Origin of the sequence: Streptomyces aurantiogriseus, from assembly GCF_014649375.1 — a bacterium.
Lineage (GTDB): Bacteria > Actinomycetota > Actinomycetes > Streptomycetales > Streptomycetaceae > Streptomyces > Streptomyces aurantiogriseus.
In genome coordinates this window covers 1-23,406 of record NZ_BMSX01000023.1, presented here as the reverse complement: position 1 = coordinate 23,406, position 23,406 = coordinate 1, and the positions used below count along the sequence as shown (strand labels likewise).

18 protein-coding genes and 1 pseudogene are annotated in these 23,406 nt (G+C 69.4%); 10 read left to right on the top strand and 9 right to left on the bottom strand.

What is annotated here, in order from left to right; translation table 11 throughout:
• Positions 1-9: 9 nt before the first annotated feature.
• Positions 10-1,005: a glycoside hydrolase family 43 protein gene (locus IE263_RS37110; protein ID WP_189942476.1), complete on the bottom strand. Its 996-nt coding sequence runs from the start codon at positions 1,003-1,005 to the stop codon at positions 10-12.
• Positions 1,006-1,736: 731 nt separating this feature from the next.
• Between IE263_RS37110 and IE263_RS37105 the strand changes: the two genes are divergently transcribed.
• The 7 genes from IE263_RS37105 (at position 1,737) to IE263_RS37075 (ending at position 11,272) form a co-directional block, all read left to right on the top strand.
• Positions 1,737-3,080 carry an extracellular solute-binding protein gene (locus IE263_RS37105; RefSeq protein WP_189942475.1) on the top strand — a complete coding sequence of 448 codons (1,344 nt, stop codon included), beginning with the start codon at positions 1,737-1,739 and terminating at the stop codon, positions 3,078-3,080.
• Positions 3,077-4,105: a carbohydrate ABC transporter permease gene (locus tag IE263_RS37100; RefSeq protein WP_189942474.1), complete on the top strand. Its 1,029-nt coding sequence runs from the start codon at positions 3,077-3,079 to the stop codon at positions 4,103-4,105. Before IE263_RS37105 ends, IE263_RS37100 begins: the two co-directional genes overlap by 4 nt.
• Positions 4,105-4,926, top strand: coding sequence for a carbohydrate ABC transporter permease (locus IE263_RS37095; RefSeq protein WP_189942593.1), 822 nt, complete (start codon positions 4,105-4,107; stop codon positions 4,924-4,926). The genes IE263_RS37100 and IE263_RS37095 overlap by 1 nt, the downstream gene beginning before the upstream one ends.
• A gap of 28 nt (positions 4,927-4,954) precedes the next feature.
• Positions 4,955-6,478, top strand: a complete 1,524-nt coding sequence (gene arfA / locus IE263_RS37090; RefSeq protein ID WP_189942473.1) for an arabinosylfuranosidase ArfA — start codon at positions 4,955-4,957, stop codon at positions 6,476-6,478.
• 109 nt (positions 6,479-6,587) lie between these two features.
• On the top strand, positions 6,588-7,541 hold the full coding sequence (locus IE263_RS37085) for a glycoside hydrolase family protein (protein WP_189942472.1): 954 nt from the start codon (positions 6,588-6,590) through the stop codon (positions 7,539-7,541).
• A gap of 64 nt (positions 7,542-7,605) precedes the next feature.
• Positions 7,606-9,927, top strand: a complete 2,322-nt coding sequence (locus IE263_RS37080) for a glycoside hydrolase family 127 protein (RefSeq protein ID WP_189942471.1) — start codon at positions 7,606-7,608, stop codon at positions 9,925-9,927.
• Between the two features lie 58 nt (positions 9,928-9,985).
• The gene (locus tag IE263_RS37075) at positions 9,986-11,272 is read left to right on the top strand and encodes a glycoside hydrolase family 27 protein (protein WP_229911372.1); all 1,287 of its coding nucleotides are present in this window, start codon (positions 9,986-9,988) and stop codon (positions 11,270-11,272) included.
• A gap of 60 nt (positions 11,273-11,332) precedes the next feature.
• On the opposite strand, the gene IE263_RS37070 is transcribed toward IE263_RS37075, so the two are convergent.
• The 7 genes from IE263_RS37070 to IE263_RS37040 form a co-directional block, all read right to left on the bottom strand.
• Positions 11,333-12,271: a hydroxyquinol 1,2-dioxygenase gene (locus tag IE263_RS37070; protein ID WP_189942470.1), complete on the bottom strand. Its 939-nt coding sequence runs from the start codon at positions 12,269-12,271 to the stop codon at positions 11,333-11,335.
• 11 nt (positions 12,272-12,282) lie between these two features.
• On the bottom strand, positions 12,283-13,338 hold the full coding sequence (locus tag IE263_RS37065) for a maleylacetate reductase (protein WP_189942591.1): 1,056 nt from the start codon (positions 13,336-13,338) through the stop codon (positions 12,283-12,285).
• A complete protein-coding gene (locus IE263_RS37060; protein WP_189942469.1) occupies positions 13,338-13,934 on the bottom strand; it encodes a nuclear transport factor 2 family protein in 597 nt (198 codons plus the stop codon). The genes IE263_RS37065 and IE263_RS37060 overlap by 1 nt, the downstream gene beginning before the upstream one ends.
• Positions 13,935-14,172: 238 nt before the next feature.
• Positions 14,173-15,663: an aldehyde dehydrogenase gene (locus tag IE263_RS37055; protein ID WP_189942468.1), complete on the bottom strand. Its 1,491-nt coding sequence runs from the start codon at positions 15,661-15,663 to the stop codon at positions 14,173-14,175.
• A 153-nt stretch (positions 15,664-15,816) separates the two neighbouring features.
• Positions 15,817-16,218 carry a nuclear transport factor 2 family protein gene (locus IE263_RS37050; protein WP_189942467.1) on the bottom strand — a complete coding sequence of 134 codons (402 nt, stop codon included), beginning with the start codon at positions 16,216-16,218 and terminating at the stop codon, positions 15,817-15,819.
• Positions 16,215-17,177 carry a PDR/VanB family oxidoreductase gene (locus IE263_RS37045; RefSeq protein ID WP_189942466.1) on the bottom strand — a complete coding sequence of 321 codons (963 nt, stop codon included), beginning with the start codon at positions 17,175-17,177 and terminating at the stop codon, positions 16,215-16,217. Before IE263_RS37045 ends, IE263_RS37050 begins: the two co-directional genes overlap by 4 nt.
• Positions 17,178-17,186: 9 nt before the next feature.
• The gene (locus tag IE263_RS37040) at positions 17,187-18,482 is read right to left on the bottom strand and encodes a Rieske 2Fe-2S domain-containing protein (RefSeq protein ID WP_189942465.1); all 1,296 of its coding nucleotides are present in this window, start codon (positions 18,480-18,482) and stop codon (positions 17,187-17,189) included.
• A 212-nt stretch (positions 18,483-18,694) separates the two neighbouring features.
• Here IE263_RS37040 and IE263_RS37035 point away from each other — a divergent pair, with 212 nt between their 5' ends.
• Both IE263_RS37035 and IE263_RS37030 read left to right on the top strand, forming a co-directional pair.
• Entirely contained in the window at positions 18,695-19,336 is a 642-nt protein-coding gene (locus IE263_RS37035) for a TetR/AcrR family transcriptional regulator (RefSeq protein ID WP_189942464.1), read from the top strand.
• 124 nt (positions 19,337-19,460) lie between these two features.
• Positions 19,461-19,883 (top strand): GlcG/HbpS family heme-binding protein, encoded by a 423-nt coding sequence (locus IE263_RS37030; RefSeq protein WP_189942463.1) that lies wholly within the window; start codon positions 19,461-19,463, stop codon positions 19,881-19,883.
• 65 nt (positions 19,884-19,948) lie between these two features.
• Here the strand turns inward: IE263_RS37030 and IE263_RS37025 are convergent.
• Positions 19,949-20,213, bottom strand: a pseudogene (locus IE263_RS37025) (hypothetical protein); the annotation flags it as partial.
• A gap of 252 nt (positions 20,214-20,465) precedes the next feature.
• Here IE263_RS37025 and IE263_RS37020 point away from each other — a divergent pair.
• On the top strand, positions 20,466-22,871 hold the full coding sequence (locus IE263_RS37020) for a DEAD/DEAH box helicase (protein ID WP_189942462.1): 2,406 nt from the start codon (positions 20,466-20,468) through the stop codon (positions 22,869-22,871).
• Positions 22,872-23,406 lie beyond the last annotated feature (535 nt).

Below are 23,406 nucleotides of genomic sequence, written 5' to 3'. Positions count from 1 at the left end.
GGCTGAACTCTAGGCTTCGACGAGGATCAAGGTACGCAGCGCGGCGCATTCCGCCTCGGTGAGCGGCAGCACCGATCCGTGGCGAAGTCCCGGCGGCAGCGCGCAGACGCCCGCGTCGGCGGCGGGACGCCACACCGGACTGTCCAGACGGTCGGCTCGGAAAGGCACGTACCCGCGGCCTCCGAACTCGTCGAGCAGCAGCAGCCAGCCCGGCCCGTCCGGCGCGGACAGCACGATCGGGCCCTCGGCGCGCGCCAGTCCCGGAGCCCCGTCGACGGCCCGGCCCACACCGTGGGCCACCGGCTCGTACTGCTGCGAGGTCAGGTCCCGGGAGCGTTCCACGAAGATGAACTTCGCGTCAGGGGCGTCCGGTGTACCGGGCAGGCGCTCGTCCTTGGTGAACCGGTAGAACCACCCGTCGTCCTCGACGACGGTGGAGTCGATGACGGGGTATCCCGGGTCCAGCCACACGCGCGGCTCGCCGAAGGTGCGGAAGTCCTTGGTGGTCGCGCAGAACATGCGCTGGTACGAGGGGCCGTGGTGGCCGGGGTCGTCCTCCGCGTAGACGGTGGAGGCCCAGAACACCAGGTACTCGTCCCGGCCGGGGTCGTAAAAGGCCTCCGGCGCCCAGACGCAGCCCGCCCGCTCCGGCATGACCTCCACCCGCCGCGGCCCCTGCCAGCTGGTCAGGTCGGCCGAGTCCCATACCAGCAGGTGTCGGCTGCCGCGCGCGATCGCCTCTTCCCAACCGGTGCCGCCATGGATCCGCAGGTCGGTGGCGAGGAGATGGAAGCCGCTGCCGTCCACGGCCCTGACCAGGAACGGATCCCGCGCTCCGCCGCCGGCCGGAGCCAGCGGCGCTCCGGCGGCGAGTTCGGTCCAACGGCTCAGGCCGGGGCCCTCGCAGAACATGAAGCGGACCTGCTCGCCGTCCGCGCGATCCTCACCGGTGAAGTAGGCGAAGAGGTGGCCGGCGGGCGGTGTGTGATCGGTGCTCTGTGGCACTGGGTCTCCTCGGGTGCGGGGCCACGGGCCCGGGCAGTGGGAGCATCGCACCGAGATTCATCGTTGTCAAAGAATTAGGGCGCCGGATTTACCTACGTGTTCGACGTGGTGCAGGCCATAGAGCAGGAACCCCCCTCCGGAAACGCCTATCTGAACTGGGGCAATCACGTCTCGAAGGGGGTCCCCTTCGGACTGTCGCTCAAGGATGATCCAAAAAAATCCCGTGCCCGGAGGGCTTGACGACGATGAACTCGATGGACATTCTGATCTCGCTTCCCCGCCGTAACATCCGGTTTACCGGGTTCGGCACATTCCTCCGCACCAAGTCGGCGCCAGCCGACAGAAGAAGGTCGGCATGGCCTCCCTGTTCTCCACCCACCCCCAGTGGGACCACGCGTCCACCGGCAGCCGCAGTCCGGGCCCGCATCGACCCGGCATCCCACGGGTGCGGCTCGCCTCCCGAGGTGACAGGTGGCTGAACGGTCCCGGCGCCATGGCGTGCCACGTCCTGCCTCACCCCTGAAGCGCGCCACGCCTTCCCAGCTCAGCCGCGTGACACGACGGCTCGCCGGCCTCCGGGTGGCAGCCCACCGGCACACCGCACGCCACTGGTCCTCGCTCGCGCTGCCGACTCACCCATGGCATTCGCCCCGTTCCACCCGCCCCGAGTCCCGCTCCTTCCCGCGGCGGTATTCCGTTCCCCGCCCTCCCCGCACGAAAGGCTGTCCAGAATGTCCCTTCCTGTCTCGGAGTCCCTCGACAGACGCCGGTTCCTCACCCTCTCCGGTGCCGCGCTCGGCGCGGCCGCGCTGTCCGGCTGCGCCGCCTCCGTCGACGACGGAAGCGGTTCGGGCGAGGGCAAGGGCAAGACGACCCTCACCGTCATGTGCGAGAAGGACGACATCGACATCAAGGCCGCCCAGAAGGCACTGGGCGTGAATGTCAGGTTCCTCCAGTACGACGCTGCCAAGCTCAACGCCATGCTGGCCAGCAAGACCCCGCCGGACCTGGTGCGCGGATTCGGTGCCACGGAAGCCCCGTACTTCGCGGCGCGCAAGCTGATGACCGACCTGGACCCGTACTTCGCCAAGAGCACGGTGCTCAAGCCCGCCGACCTCGACCCGGTCAACGACCTCTGGCGCTTCGAAGGCAGCAAGCAGGGCACGGGCCCCCGCTACGGCATGGCCAAGGACTTCTCGCAGGACCAGATGTTCTGGTACCGCACCGACCTGTTCGAGGCCGCGAAGCTGGACCTGCCCAGCGAGACCGAGCCGCTCTCCCACGAGGAGTGGCTGGACCTCGGCAAGCGCCTCGTCAAGCGCCGGCTGGGCAAGGTGAAGGTGTACGGCATGAGCGTCACGGCACTCGGCTCCTTCTCCCCGCTGATGAGCATGACCGCGTCGGCCGGAGGCAGCCTGTTCGCCGAGGACCTGGCCTCGGTGGACTTCTCCTCTCCCGAGGCGCTCAAGGCGCTCCGGTGGTACCTGGACTACACGAAGGCCGACATCGGCCCGAGCGTCGTCAACCCGAACCCGGACGGCTGGGACTGGCCGACCTACCAGGCGGGACGGATGGCGATGGCCGGCGACGGCTACTGGTTCGGCGGAGCCATCGCGGGCGACCCCAAGGTCGCCAAGGTGTCGCGCCTCGCCCCCGCGCCCCAGCTCGGCAGCAGTCGCATCAGCCCCTGCTTCGGCGCCACCGGCTTCTGGATGCCCAGGGACGCCAAGAACAAGGACGCGGCCTGGAAGTTCTTCGAGTGGTTCTTCGGCAAGGAGCCCGCCCAGGCCCGGGCCGCCAGCGGCTGGGGCATTCCCACCCTGACGTCGCTGCGCTCGCAGATGCCGCAGGACCAGCCGTACCAGAAGCAGGCCTTCAAGGTGCAGGAGCAGGAACTGGCCCACTTCTCGGTCCTGTCGTTCACCCCGTACGCCCAGCGGGACGCCCTGGACGGAGTGATCAGCAAGGTCGTGCCGGGCGCGGTCAAGTCCGGTACCTCCGCGGGCAAGGTCGCGGACAAGCTGAACGAGCAGATGAACGACCTGCTCGCCAAGGGCAAGGACGTGCTGGGGTGAGCACCGGACAGCTCACCGATTCCCCGGCCGGGCCTGCTGTGCAGAGCCCGGCCGGGGCGGCGGCCACCCAGCCGCCGCGCCGGCGGCGCTCGCTGACGGCGCGCAGGGCCTGGTCCTTCTACGTCTTCGCCGGCCCCTGGGTGCTGGGGTTCCTGGCCCTGACGGCCTTTCCACTCGGGTACGCCCTGTGGCTGAGCTTCACCAACTCCGACGGGTTGTCGGACAATCCTCGCTTCGTGGGCCTGGACAACTACAAGGAGGTCTTCACCGACTCGGAGACGCTGGCCTCCCTGGCCCGCACCGGGGTGTTCACCGCGACGACCGTACCGCTGACGATCGTGGCGGGACTGTTCCTCGCGGTACTGGTGAACCAGCCGATCCGGGCTCGCGGCCTGTTCCGCACGCTGCTGTACCTGCCCGCCGTCGTGCCGCCGGTCGGCGCCGCCCTCACCTTCAGGATGATCTTCGACCGTGACTCCGGGGCGGCCAACGGCCTTCTGGACGTGTTCCACGTCAACGGGATCACGTGGCTGGCGGATCCCTACGCCCGCTGGGTACTGATCGTCCTGACTCTGTGGGGCGTCGGCAACGTCATGATCATCTCGCTGGCCGGGCTGCAGGACATCCCGAAGGAGCTGCACGAGGCGGCCCGGGTGGACGGCGCCAGCCCCTGGCAGTCCTTCACCCGGATCACCCTGCCGCTGCTCTCCCCCGTCATCTTCTTCCAGGTCATCACCGGGGTCATCGCCTCGCTGCAGACCCTCGCGCCGCTGCTCATCTCGCTCGACCCCACGACTAAGGGCATCGGATCCATCCCGGAGAGCAACTCCCTCTTCATGATCGACGTCCTCGACCAGTACCTCCTCGGCGGCCGTTACGGCTACGCCTCCGCCATGCTCTGGGTACTCTTCCTGATCATCGTCACCGTCACCTTCGTCGTCTTCAGACTCAGCAAGGGCGCGGTCTTCTACTCCGTGGAGCCGGAGCACGCGAAGACCAAGACCCGCACGATCGGAGGCGCGTGATGGTGCTCTCCCGGCGCAGTGTCGTCTACATGCTCCTGGTGAGCGTCCTCGTCCTCATGCTCAGCCCCTTCGCCTGGCTCGCGATCACCGCGTTCAAGGACGCCTCGGAGCTGCGTGCCGTCCCCATCCACTGGTGGCCGCACCACCCGAGCCCGGGGAACTTCGTGGAGGCGCTGACCAGTTGGGACTACTTCGGTTACGCCCGCAACTCCCTGACGATCGCTGTCATCTACTCGGTCCTGGCAACCCTCGCCTCGGCCTGGGCCGGCTACGGCTTCGCACGACTCGAGGCACCGGGGAAGCGGGTGATCTTCGGTGTGCTGCTGTCGACGATGATGCTGCCGCAGATCTTCACCCTCATCCCGACCTACCTGCTGTTCTCCAAGCTCAACCTCATCAACACGTACATGCCCTGGGTGCTGTGGGGCCTGTGCGGCGCACCGTTCCTGATCTTCCTGTTCCGGCAGTTCTTCACCAACATGCCCAAGGAGCTGGAGGAGGCGGCGATCGTCGACGGCTGCGGGCAGATCCGCATCTTCTGGCGGATCTTCCTGCCCCAGTCATGGCCGGTCATCGCCACCAGCCTGATCCTTTCGTTCTCCTGGACCTGGGGTGACTGGATCGCGCCCGCCCTGCTGCTCGACACCAACCGCACCACCCTCGCCGTCCAGCTCACCACCGGCTACCACAACGCGCACGGCGGCACGCTCAACAACCTCGTCGCGGCAGGAACCCTGGTGTACGTCGTGCCCGTCCTGGTGCTCTTCCTGATCCTGCAGCGCGGCTTCGTCGCCGGGGTCTCCACCTCCGGACTCAAGTAACGCGGTCCACAGCCAACGAAAGGCAGTCATGTCCCACCGCACCACCCCCGCACGCTTCACCCTCGACTTGGCGTTCGGCATCGGCGTCGTCAACCCCCGGCTGTACGGATCGTTCGTCGAGCACCTGGGCCGCTGCGTCTACACGGGCCTGTACGAGCCCGGCCACCCGCAGGCCGACTCCGAGGGCCTGCGCCAGGACGTCCTGGAGCTGGTCCGGGAACTGGGCGTCACGACCGTGCGCTACCCGGGCGGCAACTTCGTCTCCGGCTACCGCTGGGAGGACTCCGTCGGCCCGCGCCAGGAGCGCCCGGTCCGGCTGGAGCTCGCCTGGAAGACCACCGAGACCAACGAGTTCGGCCTCGGCGAGTTCATGGACTTCTGCGCCAAGACCGGCATGGAACCCATGATGGCCGTCAACCTCGGCACCCGCGGCGTCGAGGACGCCCTGCGGCTCCTGGAGTACAGCAACCACCCGGGCGGCACCCAACTCTCCGACCTCCGCGCCGCCCACGGCGACAAGGAGCCGTACCGCATCAGGATGTGGTGCCTCGGCAACGAGATGGACGGGACCTGGCAGATCGGCCACAAGACCGCCGAGGAGTACGGCCGGCTCGCCGCCGAGACCGCCCGCGCCATGAAGATGATCGATCCCGATCTGGAACTGGTGGCCTGCGGCAGCTCCGGCACCGCGATCAAGACGTTCGCCGCCTGGGAGGCCACCGTCCTGGAGGCCACCTACGACAACGTCGAGCACGTCTCCCTGCACGCCTACTACGAGGAGATCGACGGCGACCGTGACTCCTTCCTGGCGTCCGCCGTCGACATGGAGCACTACATCGAGTCGGTCGTCGCCACCTGCGACCACGTCCGCGCCAAGCTCAAGGCGACCAAGCGCATCAACCTCTCCTTCGACGAGTGGAACGTCTGGTACCAGCAGCGGCCCAACCCGCACCCGGTGGAGGACTGGCAGCAGGCCCCGCGTCTGCTGGAGGACGTCTACACCGTCACCGACGCCGTGGTGTTCGGCTCGATGCTCATCGCGCTGCTCCGGCACGCCGACCGGGTGACCGCCGCATCCCTGGCCCAGCTCGTCAACGTCATCGCGCCGATCATGACCGAGCCCGGCGGGCCCGCCTGGCGGCAGACCACGTTCTTCCCCTTCGCCCAGGCGTCGGCGCACGGGCGCGGCCGGGTGCTGCGCGTCGACGTGGACAGCCCGACGTACACCACGGCGAAGTTCGGCGAGGTGCCGCTGCTGCACGCCACCGCCGTCATCGACGACGAGACCGGCGACGTCACCGTCTTCGCGGTCAACCGCAGCCAGACGGACGCCCTGCCGCTCGACATCGACCTGCGCGGCGTCGACGCCCACGCCCTGGTGGAGCACCTGGTCCTGGCCGACAGCGACCCTGAGGCCGTCAACACCGCGGACCGGCCCGACCGGGTCGCCCCGCACCCCGCCACCGGCACCACCGTCACCGACGGCGTCCTCCACGCCGAACTCGAACCGCTCTCCTGGAACATGATCCGGCTGACGGCCGAGCAGGGCTGACCACTCCGACACAGCGACCGCCCATGGGCTACCGACCGCTGGTCCCGTCGTGGACGCCGGCTCATGGGCCTGTACGCGGCACCATCACACTCACACCTGGGAAGAACCGATGACGACCGTTGCCCGCCCCCTGTTCCGAGACCCCATGCACGACGGCGCGACCGACCCCACCGTCATCTGGAACCGGCAGGCCGGCGAGTGGTGGATGTTCTACACGAGCCGCCGAGCCGACGCGCCGCCGATCGACGACGCGAGCTGGATCCACGGAACCGACATCGGAATCGCGTCCTCCGCGGACGGGGGAGCCACCTGGCTGTACCGGGGAATCGCCGAAGGGCTGAACACCGAGCCCGGGCGGCACACCTACTGGGCCCCCGAGATCGTCGACGACGGAACCGAGTACCACATGTACGTCAGCGTGATCCGCGGTGTTCCGACCCAGTGGCCGGGCCACGCACGCGTGATCCGCCACTACACGAGCCACGACCTCTTCTCGTGGACCTACCGTTCCACCGTGTCGCTCTCGTCGGACAGAGTGATCGACGCCTGCGTCCTGCGGCTCCCCACGGGCGGTTACCGCATGTGGTACAAGGACGAGGCCGATCACGGGCACACCTGGGCGGCGGACAGCGACGACCTGGCCCGGTGGACCGTGCGGGGAGCCGCCGTCGAGATCTCGGAGCACGAAGGCCCTAACGTCTTCGAGCTGGACGGCAGTTACTGGATGCTCATCGACGAATGGCACGGCCAGCGGGTTCTGCACTCGACGGACCTGGAGACATGGGAACCGCGAGGACTCATCCTCGACCGTCCCGGGCAGGGCCCGGACGACGGCGGGTACGGCTACCACGCCGATGTCGTCACCAGCGAACTCGGCGCGTTCATCTTCTACTTCTCGCACCCCAGGCGATCCGACGACCGCCCCGGACCCCACACCAGCCACGAGGACCGCCGCAGTTCGGTCCACGTCGCCCGCCTGCGGGTGAGCGGAGACACCCTCGTGTGCGACCGCGACGAGACCCTGGAGGCCCCCATCCTCCCTCTCGACGGACCTGACCGGTGACACCGGGCCTTGCTGTTCCCGCCCTGACGGACGTTCACACGTCGAACACAGAAAACCAGCATCCATGCAGACATTCCCCCGCAGTGCGGTACGCCTTCTGCCCGGCCCGTTCCTGGACGCGCAGACCACCGCCCTCGACTACCTGATGTCCCTCGACCCCGACAGACTCCTCGCGCCCCTGCGGCGCGAGGCCAGCCTGCCGCCGGTTGCCGAGTCCTACGGCAACTGGGAGAACTCCGGTCTCGACGGCCACACCGTCGGGCACGCGCTGTCGGGCGCCGCCCTCATGAGCGCGGCGACGGACGATCCCTGGCCAAGAGCCATGGTCGAACGCCTGGTCGAGGGCATCGTCGAGTGCCAGGAGGCCCTGGGCACCGGCTACGTCGGGGGCATCCCGGACGGTGTGCGGCTGTGGGAGCGGGTGGCCGCGGGGCAGGTGGAGCGGGATTCGTTCGAGCTCGGTGGCGCCTGGGTGCCGTGGTACAACCTGCACAAGCTCTTCGCCGGCCTGCTGGACGCCCACCGGTACGCGGGTTCGGACCCGGCCCTGACCGCTGTCCGACGGCTGGCCGACTGGTGGGACCGGGCAGCCGCGGAGATGGACGACGACACCCATGAGGCCATGCTCCGCACCGAGTTCGGCGGGATGTGCGAGGCGCTGGCGGATCTCGCCGACATCACCGGGGAGCAGCGGTACGCCGCCCTGGCACGGCGGTTCCTCGACCAGTGCCTGCTCAACCCCTTGCGCGAGCACCGCGACGTCCTCGACGGGATGCACGGCAACACCCAGATCGCCAAGGCCGTCGGGTACCAGCGGCTCGGCGAGGTCGCCCGCGACCCCGGCCTGCGGGACGCCGCCCGGTTCTTCTGGCAGACCATGACCCGGCACCGGACGTTCTCCTTCGGCGGCAACTCCGTGCGCGAGCACCTGCACCCCCGAGACGACTTCAGCTCCGCGCTCCAGTCGCCGGAGGGCCCCGAGACCTGCAACACCTACAACATGCTCAAACTGAGCCGCGCGCTGTTCCTCGAACAACCGGACGCCGAAGTGCTCGACCACTACGAGCGCGCGACGGTCAACCACATCCTCTCGTCCCTGCATCCGAAGGGCGGGCTGGTGTACTTCACCCCCGTCCGGCCGGGCCACTACCGCGTCGTGTCGACGCCCCAGGGCTGCTTCTGGTGCTGCGTCGGCACCGGCCTGGAGAACCACGCGAAATACGGCGAGCTGGTGTACACCACTGAGGGCGACGACCTCTTCGTCAACCTCTTCGTCGCCTCCCGACTCACCTGGCCCGAACGCGACCTGGTGCTCGAACAGACCGGGACCGCCCCCTACGACGACGAGGTGAGCCTCGTGGTGCGCGGCGCTCCCGCCGCCCCCATGGCGATCCACCTGCGCATCCCGAGCTGGCACGAGGGCGCGCCGCACGTCCTTGTCAACGGCACATGGCCCGAGGGCGAGACGGCCCCCCTCTCCATGCCCCTCGGATCAGACGGACAACCCCTGACCTATGTGCGCCTTGAGCGGCAGTGGCTCGAGGGGGACACGATCACCGTGCGCTTGCGGCCACGCATCAGGGCCGAGCTGCTCCCGGACGGCTCGCCGTGGGTGTCGTTCCTGTACGGCCCCAGCGTCCTCGCGGCCGAGAGCGACCGGGACGACATGGTCGGGCACTTCGCCGACGACTCCCGGATGGGACATGTCGCCAGTGGCCCTTTGCGCCCACTGGAGCACCTGCCCGTGGTGCTCGCCCGCAGCACCTCCGATCTGGCGGCCGGCGTGCGCCGACTCGCCCCGGACCGGGTGGCGTTCGAGCTGGATCACGTGGACGCGGGACCGGGCGAGTCCGCCACCCTCGTCCCGTTCGCCGGCATCCACGATTCCCGCTACGTCCTGTACTTCCCCCTGGCGGAGCCGGAGCGGATCGAGGAGCGGCGGGCGGAGCTCCGCGCGGCCGACGGGGCGGCACTCGCGCTGCGCGATCGCACCGTTGACGCCGTTGCCGCAGGCGAACAACAGCCCGAGAGCGACCACCGGTTCCTGGGGCACGACACGTGGTCGGGCCTCACCGACGGGCTGAGGTGGCGGGCCGGCACAGGATGGTGGTCCTACCGTCTGACGGACCCGGACGGCGCAGCCACCGGGCTTCAGGTGATCCACCTCTCGGACAAGGACGCGGGGCCGACCCGCGTGCTGGTCGACGGAGAGACACTGGGCACGATCATGCCCTCGCCGGACCGCGAGGGCGAGGAAATCTCCCAGGTGTTCCCCCTCGACATGGACCGCCCCGCCGGCCCCGTCAAGGTTCGGTTCGAAGCGACCGGGCCCACCACCACCGTCCGGCTGCGCGAAGTGCGCCTGGTGCGAGCACGCACGACCTAGGGGACCCACAGCGACACCCGTCCACCGTTCCGCACACCCGTACAGGAAACGATCAGCCATGACCCGATCCGCCCGCCCGATCCCCGCACGTCACCTGCGTCCGCCGATGGGCTGGAACAGCTGGGACTGCTACGGCACGACCGTCACCGAGGACGAGGTCCTCGCCAACGCGACGTTCATGCACGAGCACCTGTTGGCTCACGGCTGGGACACCGTCGTCGTGGACATCCAGTGGTACGAGCCCACCGCCCGCGCCCACGGCTACAACCCGGACGCCCCCCTGGTCCTCGACGACCACGGCCTCCAGCTGCCCGCTCCGAACAGGTTTCCCTCGGCGGCGGGTGGCGCGGGATTCGCGCCGCTGGCCGACCGCGTGCACCAACTCGGCCTGCGTTTCGGCCTGCACATCATGCGTGGCATCCCCCGCCGTGCCGTGGCCGCCCGACTACCCGTGGCGGGTACCGACTTCACCGCCGACGAGATCGCCGACACCGGCTCCGTCTGCCCCTGGAACTCCGACAACTACGGCCTGAACCACGACCACCCGGGTGCCCAGGCGTACTACGACTCCCAGGTCGCCCAATTCGCCGAGTGGGGCGTCGACTTCATCAAGGCCGACGACATGCTCTTCCCCTACCACGACCGGGAGATCGCCGCCTATGCCCGGGCCATCGCCCGCAGCGGCCGGGACATCGAGCTGAGCCTGTCGCCCGGCACCGACGTCTCCGTCGCCCACCTCGACCACCTGCGCGAGAACGCCACCATGTGGCGCGTCTGCGACGACCTGTGGGACCGCTGGGAGGACGTGGAGGCCCAGTTCTCCCGCATGGCCCGGTGGGCCCCCTGGCAGGGCGAGCGGGGCTGGGCGGACTCCGACATGCTGCCCCTCGGCCACATCGGCATCCGCGCCGAACGGGGTGAGGATCGCCCCTCCCGGCTCACCCACGCCGAGCAGATCAGCCTGCTGACCCTGTGGTTCGTCTCCCGCTCCCCGCTGATGATGGGCGGCGACCTGCCCACCAGCTCACCCGAGACGATCGACCTGCTCACCAACGACGAGGCGCTGGAGGTCCTCTGGCACAGCAGGGACAACCGCGAGGTCCTCCGCGAGAAGGACCTGGTCCTGTGGACCGCCGGCGACACCGACGGGCGCACCCGATACGCCGCGGTGTTCTCCCTCGCCGACAACCCGCAACGGGTCGACGTGCCCCTCGGCTCCATCGGCGCCCGGCCCGACGACTGCGTCCGGGAACTGTGGACCCACACCGACACCCCGCACGACGGCCACGCTCTGCACCTCGACCTCCCCGCGCACGGCGCCGCCCTCTACCGCCTCACTCCCTGAGGCGAGTCAGCCCCCGCTGCCGCCGGTACCGGACCCGGCGACAGCGGCCCGGTCGCTCCGTCATATGCCCGTAGGAGCGAGGACGATGTCGAAGCGCACCCGGCTCCAGGTGCCGTCGAGGGCACGGCCGTCGGGCGTCGGTGTGCCGGCGGGCTGCCGCTCGAACCGTTTGATCAGCGAGTCCTTGACGCCGAAGACGGTGTCCTTGCGCCCGATGGGATCGCCCTCGGGGAAGATGTGTGTCACCAGCGTGCGCGCCCCCTCGTGGGACACCATGAAGTGCAGGTGGGCGGCGCGCAGCGGGGAGCGGCCGACCGCGTCGAGCATCTTGCCGACCGGTCCGTCGTTCGGGATGGGGTACGGCGTCGGGGTGAGGCCCCAGAAGCGGTAGCTGCCGTCGGCCGCGGTGAACAGGTGGGCCCGGCCGGCGCGCTTGCCGGCGTCGTACTGGACGTCGTAGAGCCCGTCCTCGTCGGCCTCCCAGACCTCGATCCGCGCGTCGGCGAGCGGGTTGCCGTCGGTGTCGGTGACGGTGCCCTCGACCCAGCAGGGTTCGCCGGGGGCGCCGAAGGCCATGTCGTCGCCGAGGTCGATCCGTGGGGCGTCCTCGACGAAGAACGGTCCGAAGACGGTCGCCTCGGTGGCTGCCTGGTAGGCCTGGTTGTTGACGTTGATGGTCTGCATGCTCGCGCCGAGGGTGTCGGACAGCAGGATGAACTCCTGGCGGACGTCGTCGGTGATGTGGCCGGCCCTGGTGAGGAAGTCGATCGCCGCCCCCCACTCCTCCTCGGTCAGCCGGACGTCGCGGATGAAGGAGTGCAGGTGCCCGACCAGCGAGACCATCAGTTCCTTCAGCCGGGCGTCGCCGCAGGCGTCGAAGGAGGCGATGACGTTGTCCACCAGCCGCTGCTCGACCGCCTGCTGCTCCGGCGACACCTCGCGGTGGACCGGGCCGACGCCGTCGGTCCGGGCCGAGTCGGGGTTGACGTAGGTAGCCATGACGGCCTCTTTCAGCTGATCGGGTCGCCGGCCCACGCCGCATGCAGCAGCAGGGTCAGGTTCGTGTAGGTGACGGGAGTGGGGTTGTTGGCCGGGATCGCCTTCATGATCGGAGCCAGCGCCTTGGCGATGCCGTCTTCGGGCATGCCGTAGTCGCGCAGTGCCCGCGGGGCGTCCAGCGTCCGGCGCAGGGCGGCCAGGCCGGCGTTCGCCGTGTCGGTCCCGAAGGCACCGGCGACCCGCGCCTCGGCCTCGGGGGCGTGCGAGGCGTTGAAGGCCAGCACGTACGGCAGCACGACCGCGTGGGTCTGCGCGTGCGGGAGGTTGAACATGCCGCCGAGGACGTGGCAGATCTTGTGGTGCATGCCGGAGCCGGCCGAGGCGAAGGAGACGGCGGCGAGGTAGGCGCCGTACAGCGTCTGCTCGATGCCCTTGACGCTTGTCGAGTCCTCGGCCACCACGGGCAGGCCGGTGGCCAGCGCGCGGATGCCCTCCTGTGCCAGGGCCCGGTCGATCGGGTCGGCACGCGGGCCCCACATGGAGTCCACGCAGTGCGCCATCGCGTTCAGGCCGCTGGCCACGGTCATCGAGCCGGGCAGTGTGGTCAGCAGGCCGGCGTCGTAGACGACCGAGGCGGGCAGCACCTTGTCGTCCACACCGGTGGTCTTGGTCTCCCCCTCGGTCAGCCCCCACACGTTGGTCGCCTCGGAGCCGGCGTAGGTGGTGGGCACCGCGATGATCGGCAGCCCGGTGGTCATGGCCACCGCCTTGGCCAGGCCCGTGGTGGAGCCGCCGCCGACGCTGACCAGGATGTCCGCGCCCGCGTCGGCCGCGGCGCGCCGGGCTCGCTCCGCGACCTCGACGGGTACGTGCATCACGACCTCCTCGTGACGCAGGACGACCGGGATCTTCTCGGCGATCGGGTCGGCCAGTTCCTTCTCGCGGTCCGAGGCGATCAGCATGACCCTGGTACCGCCGAGTGCGTCGAACTCCGCCGCCACGGCGGCGGGCGACTCCCCGGCCGCGAACACCACGCGCTGGGGAAGGGTCTGGTGGGTGAACCGCATCAGGCTTCCGTCAGCCACTGCTTGCCTTCCGAGTAGAGCTGTTCGACTGCTGGGCCGGTCAGGCCGGGGAGACCCTGTTTCACGGTGAAACCCGCCTTGGCCTGTAGATAGGCCAAGTACCGGTAGCCGTTCGGGAACCGGTTCAGGAGGCCGGGGTCCAAGGTCAGCGAGGCTGCGGGGTCGAGGACGTAGAGCCGGTCCTTCTCGTAGATCGGCTGCCGGCGTACGAGGGTCCAGCGACCTTCGTGGCGGGCGAGGAAGTCGTAGAAGCGGCCGGTGCACACGACATCGACCTCGACGCCGTCGATGTGCCCGCGCTGATTGATGGTCATCTTCGTCTGGGCGACGGCCCGGTCGCCGGCGATGTCGGCGGTGTGGCCGCCCAGGAAGTGGAGGATGCTGACGCCGTTCTCGAAGCCCGCACGGCTGGCCTCGATGAAGTTGGTGGCGCTGCCCTGGAACCAGGTGGCGTTCATCCAGCCGTCGCGCGGGTGCCAGACCGTGGCGAAGCGGTCCCAGTCCCCGGCGTCGCGCCACAGCGCCCAGTTCTCGAGCAGCTGTCTGATCTCGTGGCGGTCGTTGTCGCCGTGCGACATTCGTTGACTCCTTGGAGGGTGGAGATCCCCGGTGCGGGGACTCGTCACAGAGACCGGAAGAACTCCTCCCACTCCCGGTCGAGTTGCCGGGAGGCTTCTGTCTCCCGGGCGTCCGCCAGCCATGCCGCTCCCACCGCCGGGCTGAAAGCCGAGGCGAGGAACCACAGGCGGGGGAGCAGGGGCCGGGGGCGGCGGGGCGCAGGCTGAGTCCCATGCGCCCCGCGACCTTTTCGCATCGTCAGATGGGGTAGTGGCGGGATCCGGACTGGATGGTGATCCAGCGCAGCTCCGTGAACTCCTCCAGCGCGGCGCGGGAGCCGAACCGTCCCCAGCCGCTGGCGCCGACACCGCCGAAGGGCATCTGGGGCTCGTCGTGCACGGTGGCGCTGTTGATGTGGCAGACGCCGGACTTGATCCGGCGGGCCACGTCGAGCGCCGCGGCCGCGTCCTTGCCGAAGACCGCGGCGGAGAGCCCGTACTCGGTGTCGTTGGCGACCGCGACGGCTTCGTCGGTGGAATCGACCTCGATGATCGAGACCACCGGTCCGAAGGACTCCTCGTGGTAGATGCGCATGTCCGACGTGACACCGCGCAGCACCGTGGGCTTCACGAACAGGCCGTCGGCCGTGCCACCGGTCAGGACCTGCGCACCCTTGTCGCGGGCGTCCTCGATCAGCTCGATCACCTGGTCGCGGGCGCCGGTGTGGACCAGCGGACCGATCTGTGAGGCGGGGTCGCTCGGGGGTCCGACGACGAGCTTGGCGGCGCGCTCGGCCAGGAGGGAGGAGAACTCGTCCGCGACGGTTCGGTCGACGATGGCGCGCTCGGTCGACATGCAGATCTCGCCCTGGTTCATGAAGGCACCGAAGCTGGCGGCGGCGGCGGCCTCCTCCAGGTCCGCGTCGGGAAGCACCAGGAACGGTGCCTTGCCACCGAGTTCGAGGAGCACACGCGTCAGGTGGCGACCGCCGAGTTCGCCGATGATGCGTCCGACCCGGCTGGATCCGGTGAAGTTGACGCGGGTCACGGCGGGGTGGGCGATCAGGGCCTCGACGACGCTTGGACTGTCCTCGGGAGCGTTGCTGATGAGGTTGACGGCCCCGGCGGGCACACCGGCGTCGTGCAGCACCTGGACGATGGCGGCCTGGGTGAGCGGCGTCTGCTCGGAGGACTTCAGCACCACGGTGTTGCCCCAGATGAGCGGCCACACGATGGCGCGCAGGCCGAGGATCAGGGGTGCGTTCCACGGTGCGATGCCGACGACGACGCCGACCGGCTGACGCACGCTGAGGGCGGTGAGGCCGGGCACGTCCGAGGGGATGACCTCGCCGACGGCCGAGTAGGCCTGGGCCGCCGCCTCGGCGAGCATGCCCTTCGAGACGTGCACGTTGAAGCCGCACCAGGGCAGCGTGGCACCCATCTCGCGGCTCATCGTGGCGACGATGTCGTCGGTGCGCTCGTCGAGCAGGACGGCTGCCCGCTCCAGAATCGACCGCCGTGCGGCCGGCGGGAGGCCCGACCACTCCTCAAGGGCGGCCGCCGCGGCGTCCACCGCGAGGTTGGCGTCCTCGACGGATGCTGCCGCGGCCCGCGCGATCGGTTCACCGGTCAGGGCCTCGGTCGTCTCGAAATAGCGGCCGTCCTTGGCCGCGACGTGCTTGCCCGCGATGAAGAGGTCGCTGGTCCGGACCGCGCCGGACGTGGGTGCCTCGATCTCAGTAGCTGACATTGTTGTCGCCTCGCCTCCACAACAGCGGCGATCGTCGTCGATCGCCGCAGGAACCCTGTATGTCGAACTCTCTTCGGTCGGCGGCCCGTCCTGAACCCTCTTGTCCGTTCATCGAACAGCGGTGGCAGGACATGGCCGCCGACCGTCCGCGTGTCAGGCCGGCGGCATGCGCTTTGCCTGGTGCATGTGCGCCAGGCGCCAGCCCTCGGCGGTCTTCTCCCACACGCGCGTCACGGCTTCCTGGACCGGGAACGGCGGGAGGTTCTCGTCGAAGACGATGTGCATCTCCTGGAGACACGTGGTGATCGCGGTGTTGCCGCGCAGCGTGATGGCGAGCGCCTCGGCCTTGGCGAAGACGGTGCGGCGGCGTGTCGAGGCGAAGTGGGCGAAGGCCTCCCGGTCGTCGATCTTCCCGACCGGGCCGTGGACGACGTGGCTGTCGTCGAGCATGAGGGCGGTCATCGCCTTCTCGCCATCGACGAGAGCGACGAGCCATGCGGCTTCCGCCTGTTCGACCGCCTCGATGGTCGTGGAGGACGCGGTGGACGTGGTCATAGGTCCAGCTCCAGAGTCGGTGAGAGTGCTCGGGACGAGCACGTGGTGAACATTCCGTCGGCGCGTTCCCGGTCCGTCAGGATGTCGTCGCGGTGATCGGGTTCCCCGGCGAGCACGCGCACGATGCACTCACCGCAGATCCCCTGCTGGCAGGAGTAGGGGGCGTCGATGCCGCGCGCGAGCAGGACGTCGAGGACGCTCTCGCCGTCCTTGACCTCGTACTCGCCGCCGGTCTTGGCGAGCCGCACGGTGAAGGTCCCGCCGGCCGTGTGCGCTTCGGCGTCCTGCATGGGTGCGAAGCGCTCCTTGTGGATCGCCTCGGCGGGCCAACCCGCTGTCTGTGCGGAGGAGATCACGAAGTCCATGAAGCCGCCGGGCCCGCAGACGTAGATCGCCGTGTCGGGGTCGGGCGGGCCGAGGTCGGCGGCGATGCTCAAGCGCTTGTCGTCCTGTTCGTCGTCGAAGTGGAGTCGTACGCGGGGGTCGAGTTCCAGCTCTTCGAGGAACGCCGCCTCCGCGCGGTTTCGAGCGCAGTAGTGCAGTTCGTACTCCGCCCCCGCGACGCGGAGCGCGTGCGCCATCGCCAGCAGGGGCGTGACGCCGATACCGCCGGCCATCAGCACGTGGCGGCGAGCCCGGTCCGCGACTCCGAACCTGTTGCGCGGACGGGAGATGCGCAGCCTGTCGCCCGCGCGAAGCCGGTGCATCCCGAGGGAGCCGCCGCGTGACGCCGTCTCGGCCAGTACGGCCAGCCGGTACCGGGTGCGATCGTGCGGCGGCCCGCACAGGGAGTACTGGCGGACAAGCCCGGCGGCGCTGTCCACGAGTACGTCGACATGGGCGCCGGCGGCGAACTCCGGGAGCTCGGCGCCGGCGGGACTGCTCAGGTCGAGCACCACGATGCGGGCCGTCGCGTCGTACCGGGCGACCACGATGGTGTCGAGCCACTCGTCGTTCATGGTGCTCGCTCAGATTCCAGCCGTGGCGGTGGCGTCGGCGCCGTCGTTCGCCGGGCGCTTGCCGATGGTGAACAGGCCGGACTGGGTGTGGTGGACCTCCGACGCGTCACGGATGATGTTGATCGGGTCCCGCCCGGCCTCGACGTCGTCGGCCATGGTCAGAAGCATCCGACGCAGCATGACGACGCCGCGGTCTCCGGTGGCCAGGGTCTCCTCGGAGTCCAGGGTGATCGCTCCCTGCGAGCCTTGCGCCTCCGTGTCACCGGGGAACTTCTGGTGCTCCTCGTCGGTCAGCTCGTGGTTCTGCTTGCCGTTCTGCGTGATGCCGATGACGAAGCGGACCATGCGCTCGGGGTCGTTGGTGCGAATCGAGAAGAAGAGCCGGTGGCTGGTGTCGTCGGAGGGCACGACCCACAGCAGCTGGTCCGGCCGCGCGTCGGGGGTCACCTTCACGTAGTCCGGCAGGCCGAACACGTTGGGAAGGTGCTGCTCGACCGCGAAGCCGTACTCGGTGACCTCGCCGTCCTCGCCCTCAACCTCGAACCGCTGGGTGTACTTCACACCGTGGTCGGTGCGCTCGTACGTCAGACGCTCGGCGATGGTGGCCGGGTCGAAGAAGTTCTCCGGGTAGCCGAAGGTGCCGGCGCCCAGCATCTGGTAGCCGCTGTGCGTGGAGTGCAGCCAGGTGACGTGCGTGGGGTCGGCGGAGTTCTCGTAGATGTTGAGCCAGCTGAAGTCGGCCGGCATGCCGAGGACCGCCGCGTGCGGGACCGGCCAGGCGGCGAAGTACTTCTCGTCCTCCGCCGGGTCCTCCAGCGCGTCGTAGCGGGGGAGTTCGGGCTTGAGCTCCGGCGGGCCCATGTAGACGAAGACCAGGCCGTAGCGCTCCTGGACGGGGTACCAGGGCTGACGTGCGGCGTCGCGCCTACGCCCCAGCGCCGGCTCGCAGGCCTGCTCGATACAGCGGCCCTCGACGTCGAACTTCCAGCCGTGGTAGCAGCAGCGGATGCCGTCCTCCTCGACACGGCCGTAGTAGAGGCTGGCGCCGCGGTGGGTGCAGCGCTCGATCACGACACCGGGCCTGCCCTGCCCGTCCCGGAACACGACCAGGTCCTCGCCCAGCACGCGGGTCTTCTGCGGCAGGGCCCCGGCGACGAGCGTCTCCGAGCTGGCGACGGGGTGCCAGTAGCGGCGCAGCGCCTCGCCCATGGGAGTGCCGGGGCCGACCTCGCGGAGGCGGGCGTTGTACGAGGGCTTCGGGCGGCCGTAGGCCGTGCCGGTGTCGATCTCTGACGTGGTGGTCATGGTGCTGTCTCCCGTGCGGCTCGGGCGCACAGCCGGGGGTGCGTGCAGGGGCTGTGGGGGATCGCCTGCGAGGGCATCGCCGTGTGCGGTCCTCAAATAGGATTCGAGATTCACATTCGCATTACGTCGCTCGGGCGTCAAGAGCCGTGTTCACGGGTCGGCTGGGCGGGCATGCCGCCGGGGCGGATCCCGGCGGTGTATAGGCTGGGACGGTGAGTACCGAACCGTCACTCGATCTGCCGCGGGCGCAGCAGGCCCGCAGCCGGCTGACCCGGCAGCGAATCCTGGACGCGGGCACGGCCCTCCTCGAAGAGGGCGGCACCGAGGCGCTCACCGTCGCGGCTGTCGCCTCCCGCGCCGGCGCCTCGGTCGGCAGCGTCTACCGGCGGTTCGGCGACAAGGACCGCCTGATCGCGGCCCTGCAGCACGACATGATCGAGCAGTTCAACGCCGACATCGTCCGCCGCTTCGCCCCGATGGGCACGGAGCCGACCGCGCTGGTCGCCTCGGCGGTCACCGGGCTGACCGAGACCTACCAGGCGCACGAGCGGCTGATGCGCGTCTTCCTGGCCGCGGGCGCGACCGATCCTGCGGTGGCCCGCGTCGGGTCGGAGGCCGCCATCGACGCCGACCGCGTCTTCCGCGGGTTCCTGGAGCCGATCATGCCGATGGTCGACGCGCCGGATCCGGAGCGGCGCCTGGACGTCGTCTACCGCCTGATCTACGGGACCTGTCAGAGCCGTGTGCTGTACGGCGATCTCTTCGAGTCCGACCGGCCGCTGACGTGGCGTCAGCTCACCGACGAACTGGTGGACGTCGCCTGCCTGTACCTGCTTGGCACGCCGGCGCGGTGAGCCGCGGTTTCCTGATGTGAATGCGAGCACCACTTCACATTCAGGGGTTGGCGACGACATACTGGGCCTCCGTCACGGAAGACGGCCGCTCCAGCATGCGGCCGCCCAGGGAAGGGACCGCCCCATGCGAGAGCCTCTCAGCTACGAGATCGCCCACGGCGCCGCACTCGCCGCGCTGGAAGCGGGAAGGGCCGAGGGGCACCAGGTGTGCGCCGTCGTGGTCAACCGCAGTGGAGTCACCAAGGTCCTTCTCAGCGACGACGGCGTGGGCCTGCTCGGTGTGGAGACCGCGCGACGCAAGGCCTATACCTCGGCGGTGAGCGGTGTCCCGACAGCCAAGTTCGCGGCCTTCGCCGCATCCCCTCAGATGCAGGTGGCACCTCCCCACCTGGTCGACTCCAACCTTCTGCCGGTGGCCGGCGGCGTGCCGATCGTGACGGCCGACGGGGAGGTCATCGGCGCCATCGGGGTGGGCGGGGCGGACGACACCACGGACGACCGCATCGCGAACCAGGCTCGTGACTCCGTCACGAAGATCGTCGCGTAGGCGCTTTCCGCCTGGTGAGTCAGAGGCAACCGGGGGCGTCGCCGGAGTGCCGCGGTCCCTGATTCTCAGATCGCCGACCGGATGATCCCCACGGTGCGTGCCAGGTGCGGCTCGGCGCGGTCGGCGCGGTGGGCGAGGACGCCGGTGACGAGAACGGCGGTGTGGACGCCGTTCATGAAGGCGGTGTGGCTGCCGCGTCCTTCGCCTCCTCCAGGCGCCCGGCGACGACGTCGGGCACGCCCGCGCCGGTCAGCGAGTCGGTGAGTGTGCAGCCGACACGGCTGCTGATGAGGAGACGAGCACCGAGGTACCGAGCGCGCCGCCGACCTGGCCAAGACGGTCCGTAACGATCAGGCCTTCGTCCGGCAGTTCAACGTAGCCTCGTGCCCGGCGATTGGGCGGTTGGCAAGACAGGCTCCGGCTCGGAGAACCACGACACGGGCTGTGTCAGCCGATGAAAATAATCCGGGAAGTACTGCCTCGGACCACCAACCCGGAAGCGCGGGAATCACCCCACACAGAGTCACTCCCTCAGGCCAGAATGGCTACCTTCCCTGCCCGCGCTGTACGTCGAGGACACAGGTGACGCCCTCCAGCCCCGCAAACCCCCAGCACCCCGCCCGCCCGGCCCTGCGCACCGATCAGCAGGAGGGCATTGCCAACACGGTCCGCCACCTGCGCCGCCCGCACACCCGCGGCCACGTCGTCTCGGCCTGCGGCACCGGTAAGACCCTCCTTGCGTTGCGTGCCTCCGAGGAGCTGGGAGTGCGGCATCTGGCGGTGGCAGTGCCGAGCCTGGACCTGGTCGCCCAGTGGGCGGCCGCCGCCCGCGCCGACCTTCGCTGCGAGCCGATGATCACTGTCTCGTCGCTGCGCGCCACTTCACATCCGGTGCTGGCCGCAGCCGAGGCCGATTCCACCAACGCGGGGGAGTACCTGGCCTACTGGCTGGCCCGCAACCCCCGAGCGACGGTGTTCTTCACCTTCGACTCCCTGTCCAAAATCGAGGAAGCCCAGCACTCCGCCGTCTTCCCCGCCCCCGTCTTCGACCTCCTGGTCGTTGACGAGGCCCACGCCACGGCCGGCACCTGGACCAAGAACTGGACCGTGCTGCACGACAACAGCCGTATCCCGGCCGACCGCCGTCTCTACCTCACCGCCACCCCCTACGTGTGGGAGGCACCGCGCCTGGCCGAGCCACCCACCACCGGCCCAACCCCCAAACGCACGACCGCGACGGCCCCGCACTGGGACGACCCCACGCTGCTGGCCACCATGGACCAGCCGAAGATCTTCGGCCCCCGCCTGCACACCTACTCCCACGCCGACGCCATCGACGACGGTGTCCTGGCCGACTACCAGCTCGTCGTGCCCACCGTCACCGACGACGAACTGCGCACCGCGCTCACCGATCCAGAAGCCGGACCCACTGCACGCCGCACCACCGCCCTGCATCTGGCCATCCTCAAAGCCATGCGAGAGCAGGACCTGAAGCACGTGTTCGTGTACTTCCAGCAGATCGCCGACGCCGCCGACTTCGCCCGCCAGCTCCGCCACACCCTGCGCACTCTGCCCGATGACCAGCGCCCCGACTGGGCCGACCAACTGAGCATCGAGTCCATCGACGGCACCCACAGCCCCCACCAGCGCGCCGACATCCTCGCCCGCTTCACCACCGCACGCCGCGGCGTGCTGGCCAACGCCAAGATCCTCGGCGAGGGCGTCGACCTTCCGGCCGTCGACGCCGTCGTCTTCGCCGACCGCACCGGCAGCGTCCGCCGCATCGTCCAGGCCCTTGGCCGCGCCCTGCGCAAACCCCCCACCCTCACTGCCAAGACGGCCAGCCTGGTCATCCCCGCCTACATCCCGCCCGGCGCTGACCCCACAGACCTTCTCGGCACCCCGTACGAAGCGCTCTGGCTGGTCACCGCCGCCCTACGCCACCACGACCAGACGATTGCCGCCCGCGCCCCGCGCGGCAAGAACACCCACCCCGCCCGAGACACCCACACCTACATCACCCGCCGCTTCCGCTTCGACTTCACCCTCGATCCCGCAGCGATCGCCCACGCCCTGGACCTGCTGGTGTGGCCCGCGGGCGGCGCCGTCTTGTCCGCCCCACGCCGTGCCGGACTCGCCGCCGCCCTGCGCTACCGAGCCGAGCACGGCCACCTGCGCGTACCGACCGGCTATGAAGACGCCTACGGCTACCGGCTGGGCGCCTACATCACCGGCCAGCGCACCGCCTACCAAGCCGGTGCCCTGGAAGAGAGCTGGATCGCCGAACTCGAGGCGCTCGGCATGATCTGGGACGAGCACGAGGCCGCCTGGCAGGGCCACATGGCCACAGTAGAGGCCTACCACGCTGAGCAGGGCCACCTCGCCATTCCCGCGCAAGAACCCGGCGGCCAGTTCCTCATCGACCAGCGCGCACTGGCCCGCAAAGGCCGCCTCGCCCCCGGACGGGTAGCCCGGCTCGCCGCCCTCGACCCGGATTGGAATCTCCCGCACGGCCCCGACTGGCACCGTAAGTACCACGTGCTGCGACGCCACATCGAAGCCGGCAACCACCCCAGCACGCTGGCCCGCGACACAGTGATCCACGGAGTGAAGGCGGGCACCTGGCTGCACCGCCAGTTCACCGCCTGGGACCAACTCGACCCAGGCCAGCGGGACCTACTCACACGCCTCGACCTCATCCCCGACCGTATTCCGTTGAACCGTCAGGACGGAACGGGCGCGGCCACCACTCCACGGAGGCGCACCTTCGCGCAGACTGCACTCATCCTCGGCCTGTTCCTCGAACGATGGGGACGCACTCCCGGAGCCCGCGAGTGGATCGAAGTCGATGGCGAGCGCGTCATGATCGGACCCTGGCTGGCCAAGGCCCGCACCAAACTCAACGCCGGACAACTGCCAGGCAAGCAGGCTCAGTTGTTGTCCGAGACCCTCGGCGGGCGCGGGAGCATCCCGGCCGACGAGCCCTGAGCACAACTAGAACGGAAGGCCGTTGCCGCTCACCCAACAACGGGGAAGACCTCAAACTCGAACCTTCCATAGTTTCTCCTCTAAGGAAGCAGGCCAAGCCTGTAAGCTGAGCATGAGCATCGGCAGTCGCGCGGAGCGGTCCTCAAGCCGACATCCCTCTCAACCAGCCCGGTCATTCAGGTACCTGACCAACAGTCAAACTGCGCGAACCCACCACCGTTCCCACTCGGCCCATTTTGTCGGCTGGCCTGAGCCGGTCGCGGAGCGATCCGGCTCTTTAACCCACCTATGCACGAAACTATTTACACTGAGCAAGCTCAGAGAAGTCGGAGCGAGGCCCGATCGCGGAGCGAGCGGGACACCGCACCGACGACCCAGCATGTGATCCGCATCGCGGAGCGAGCGGGACACCGCACCGACGACCCAGCATGTGATCCGCGGAGCGGATCACATGGCCCCGGAGGGGCCGGCGTCTCCGCGGAGCGGAGACGGGTTTACCGACGCGTAGCGTCGGCGCGTCGTTCCTGCGGAGCAG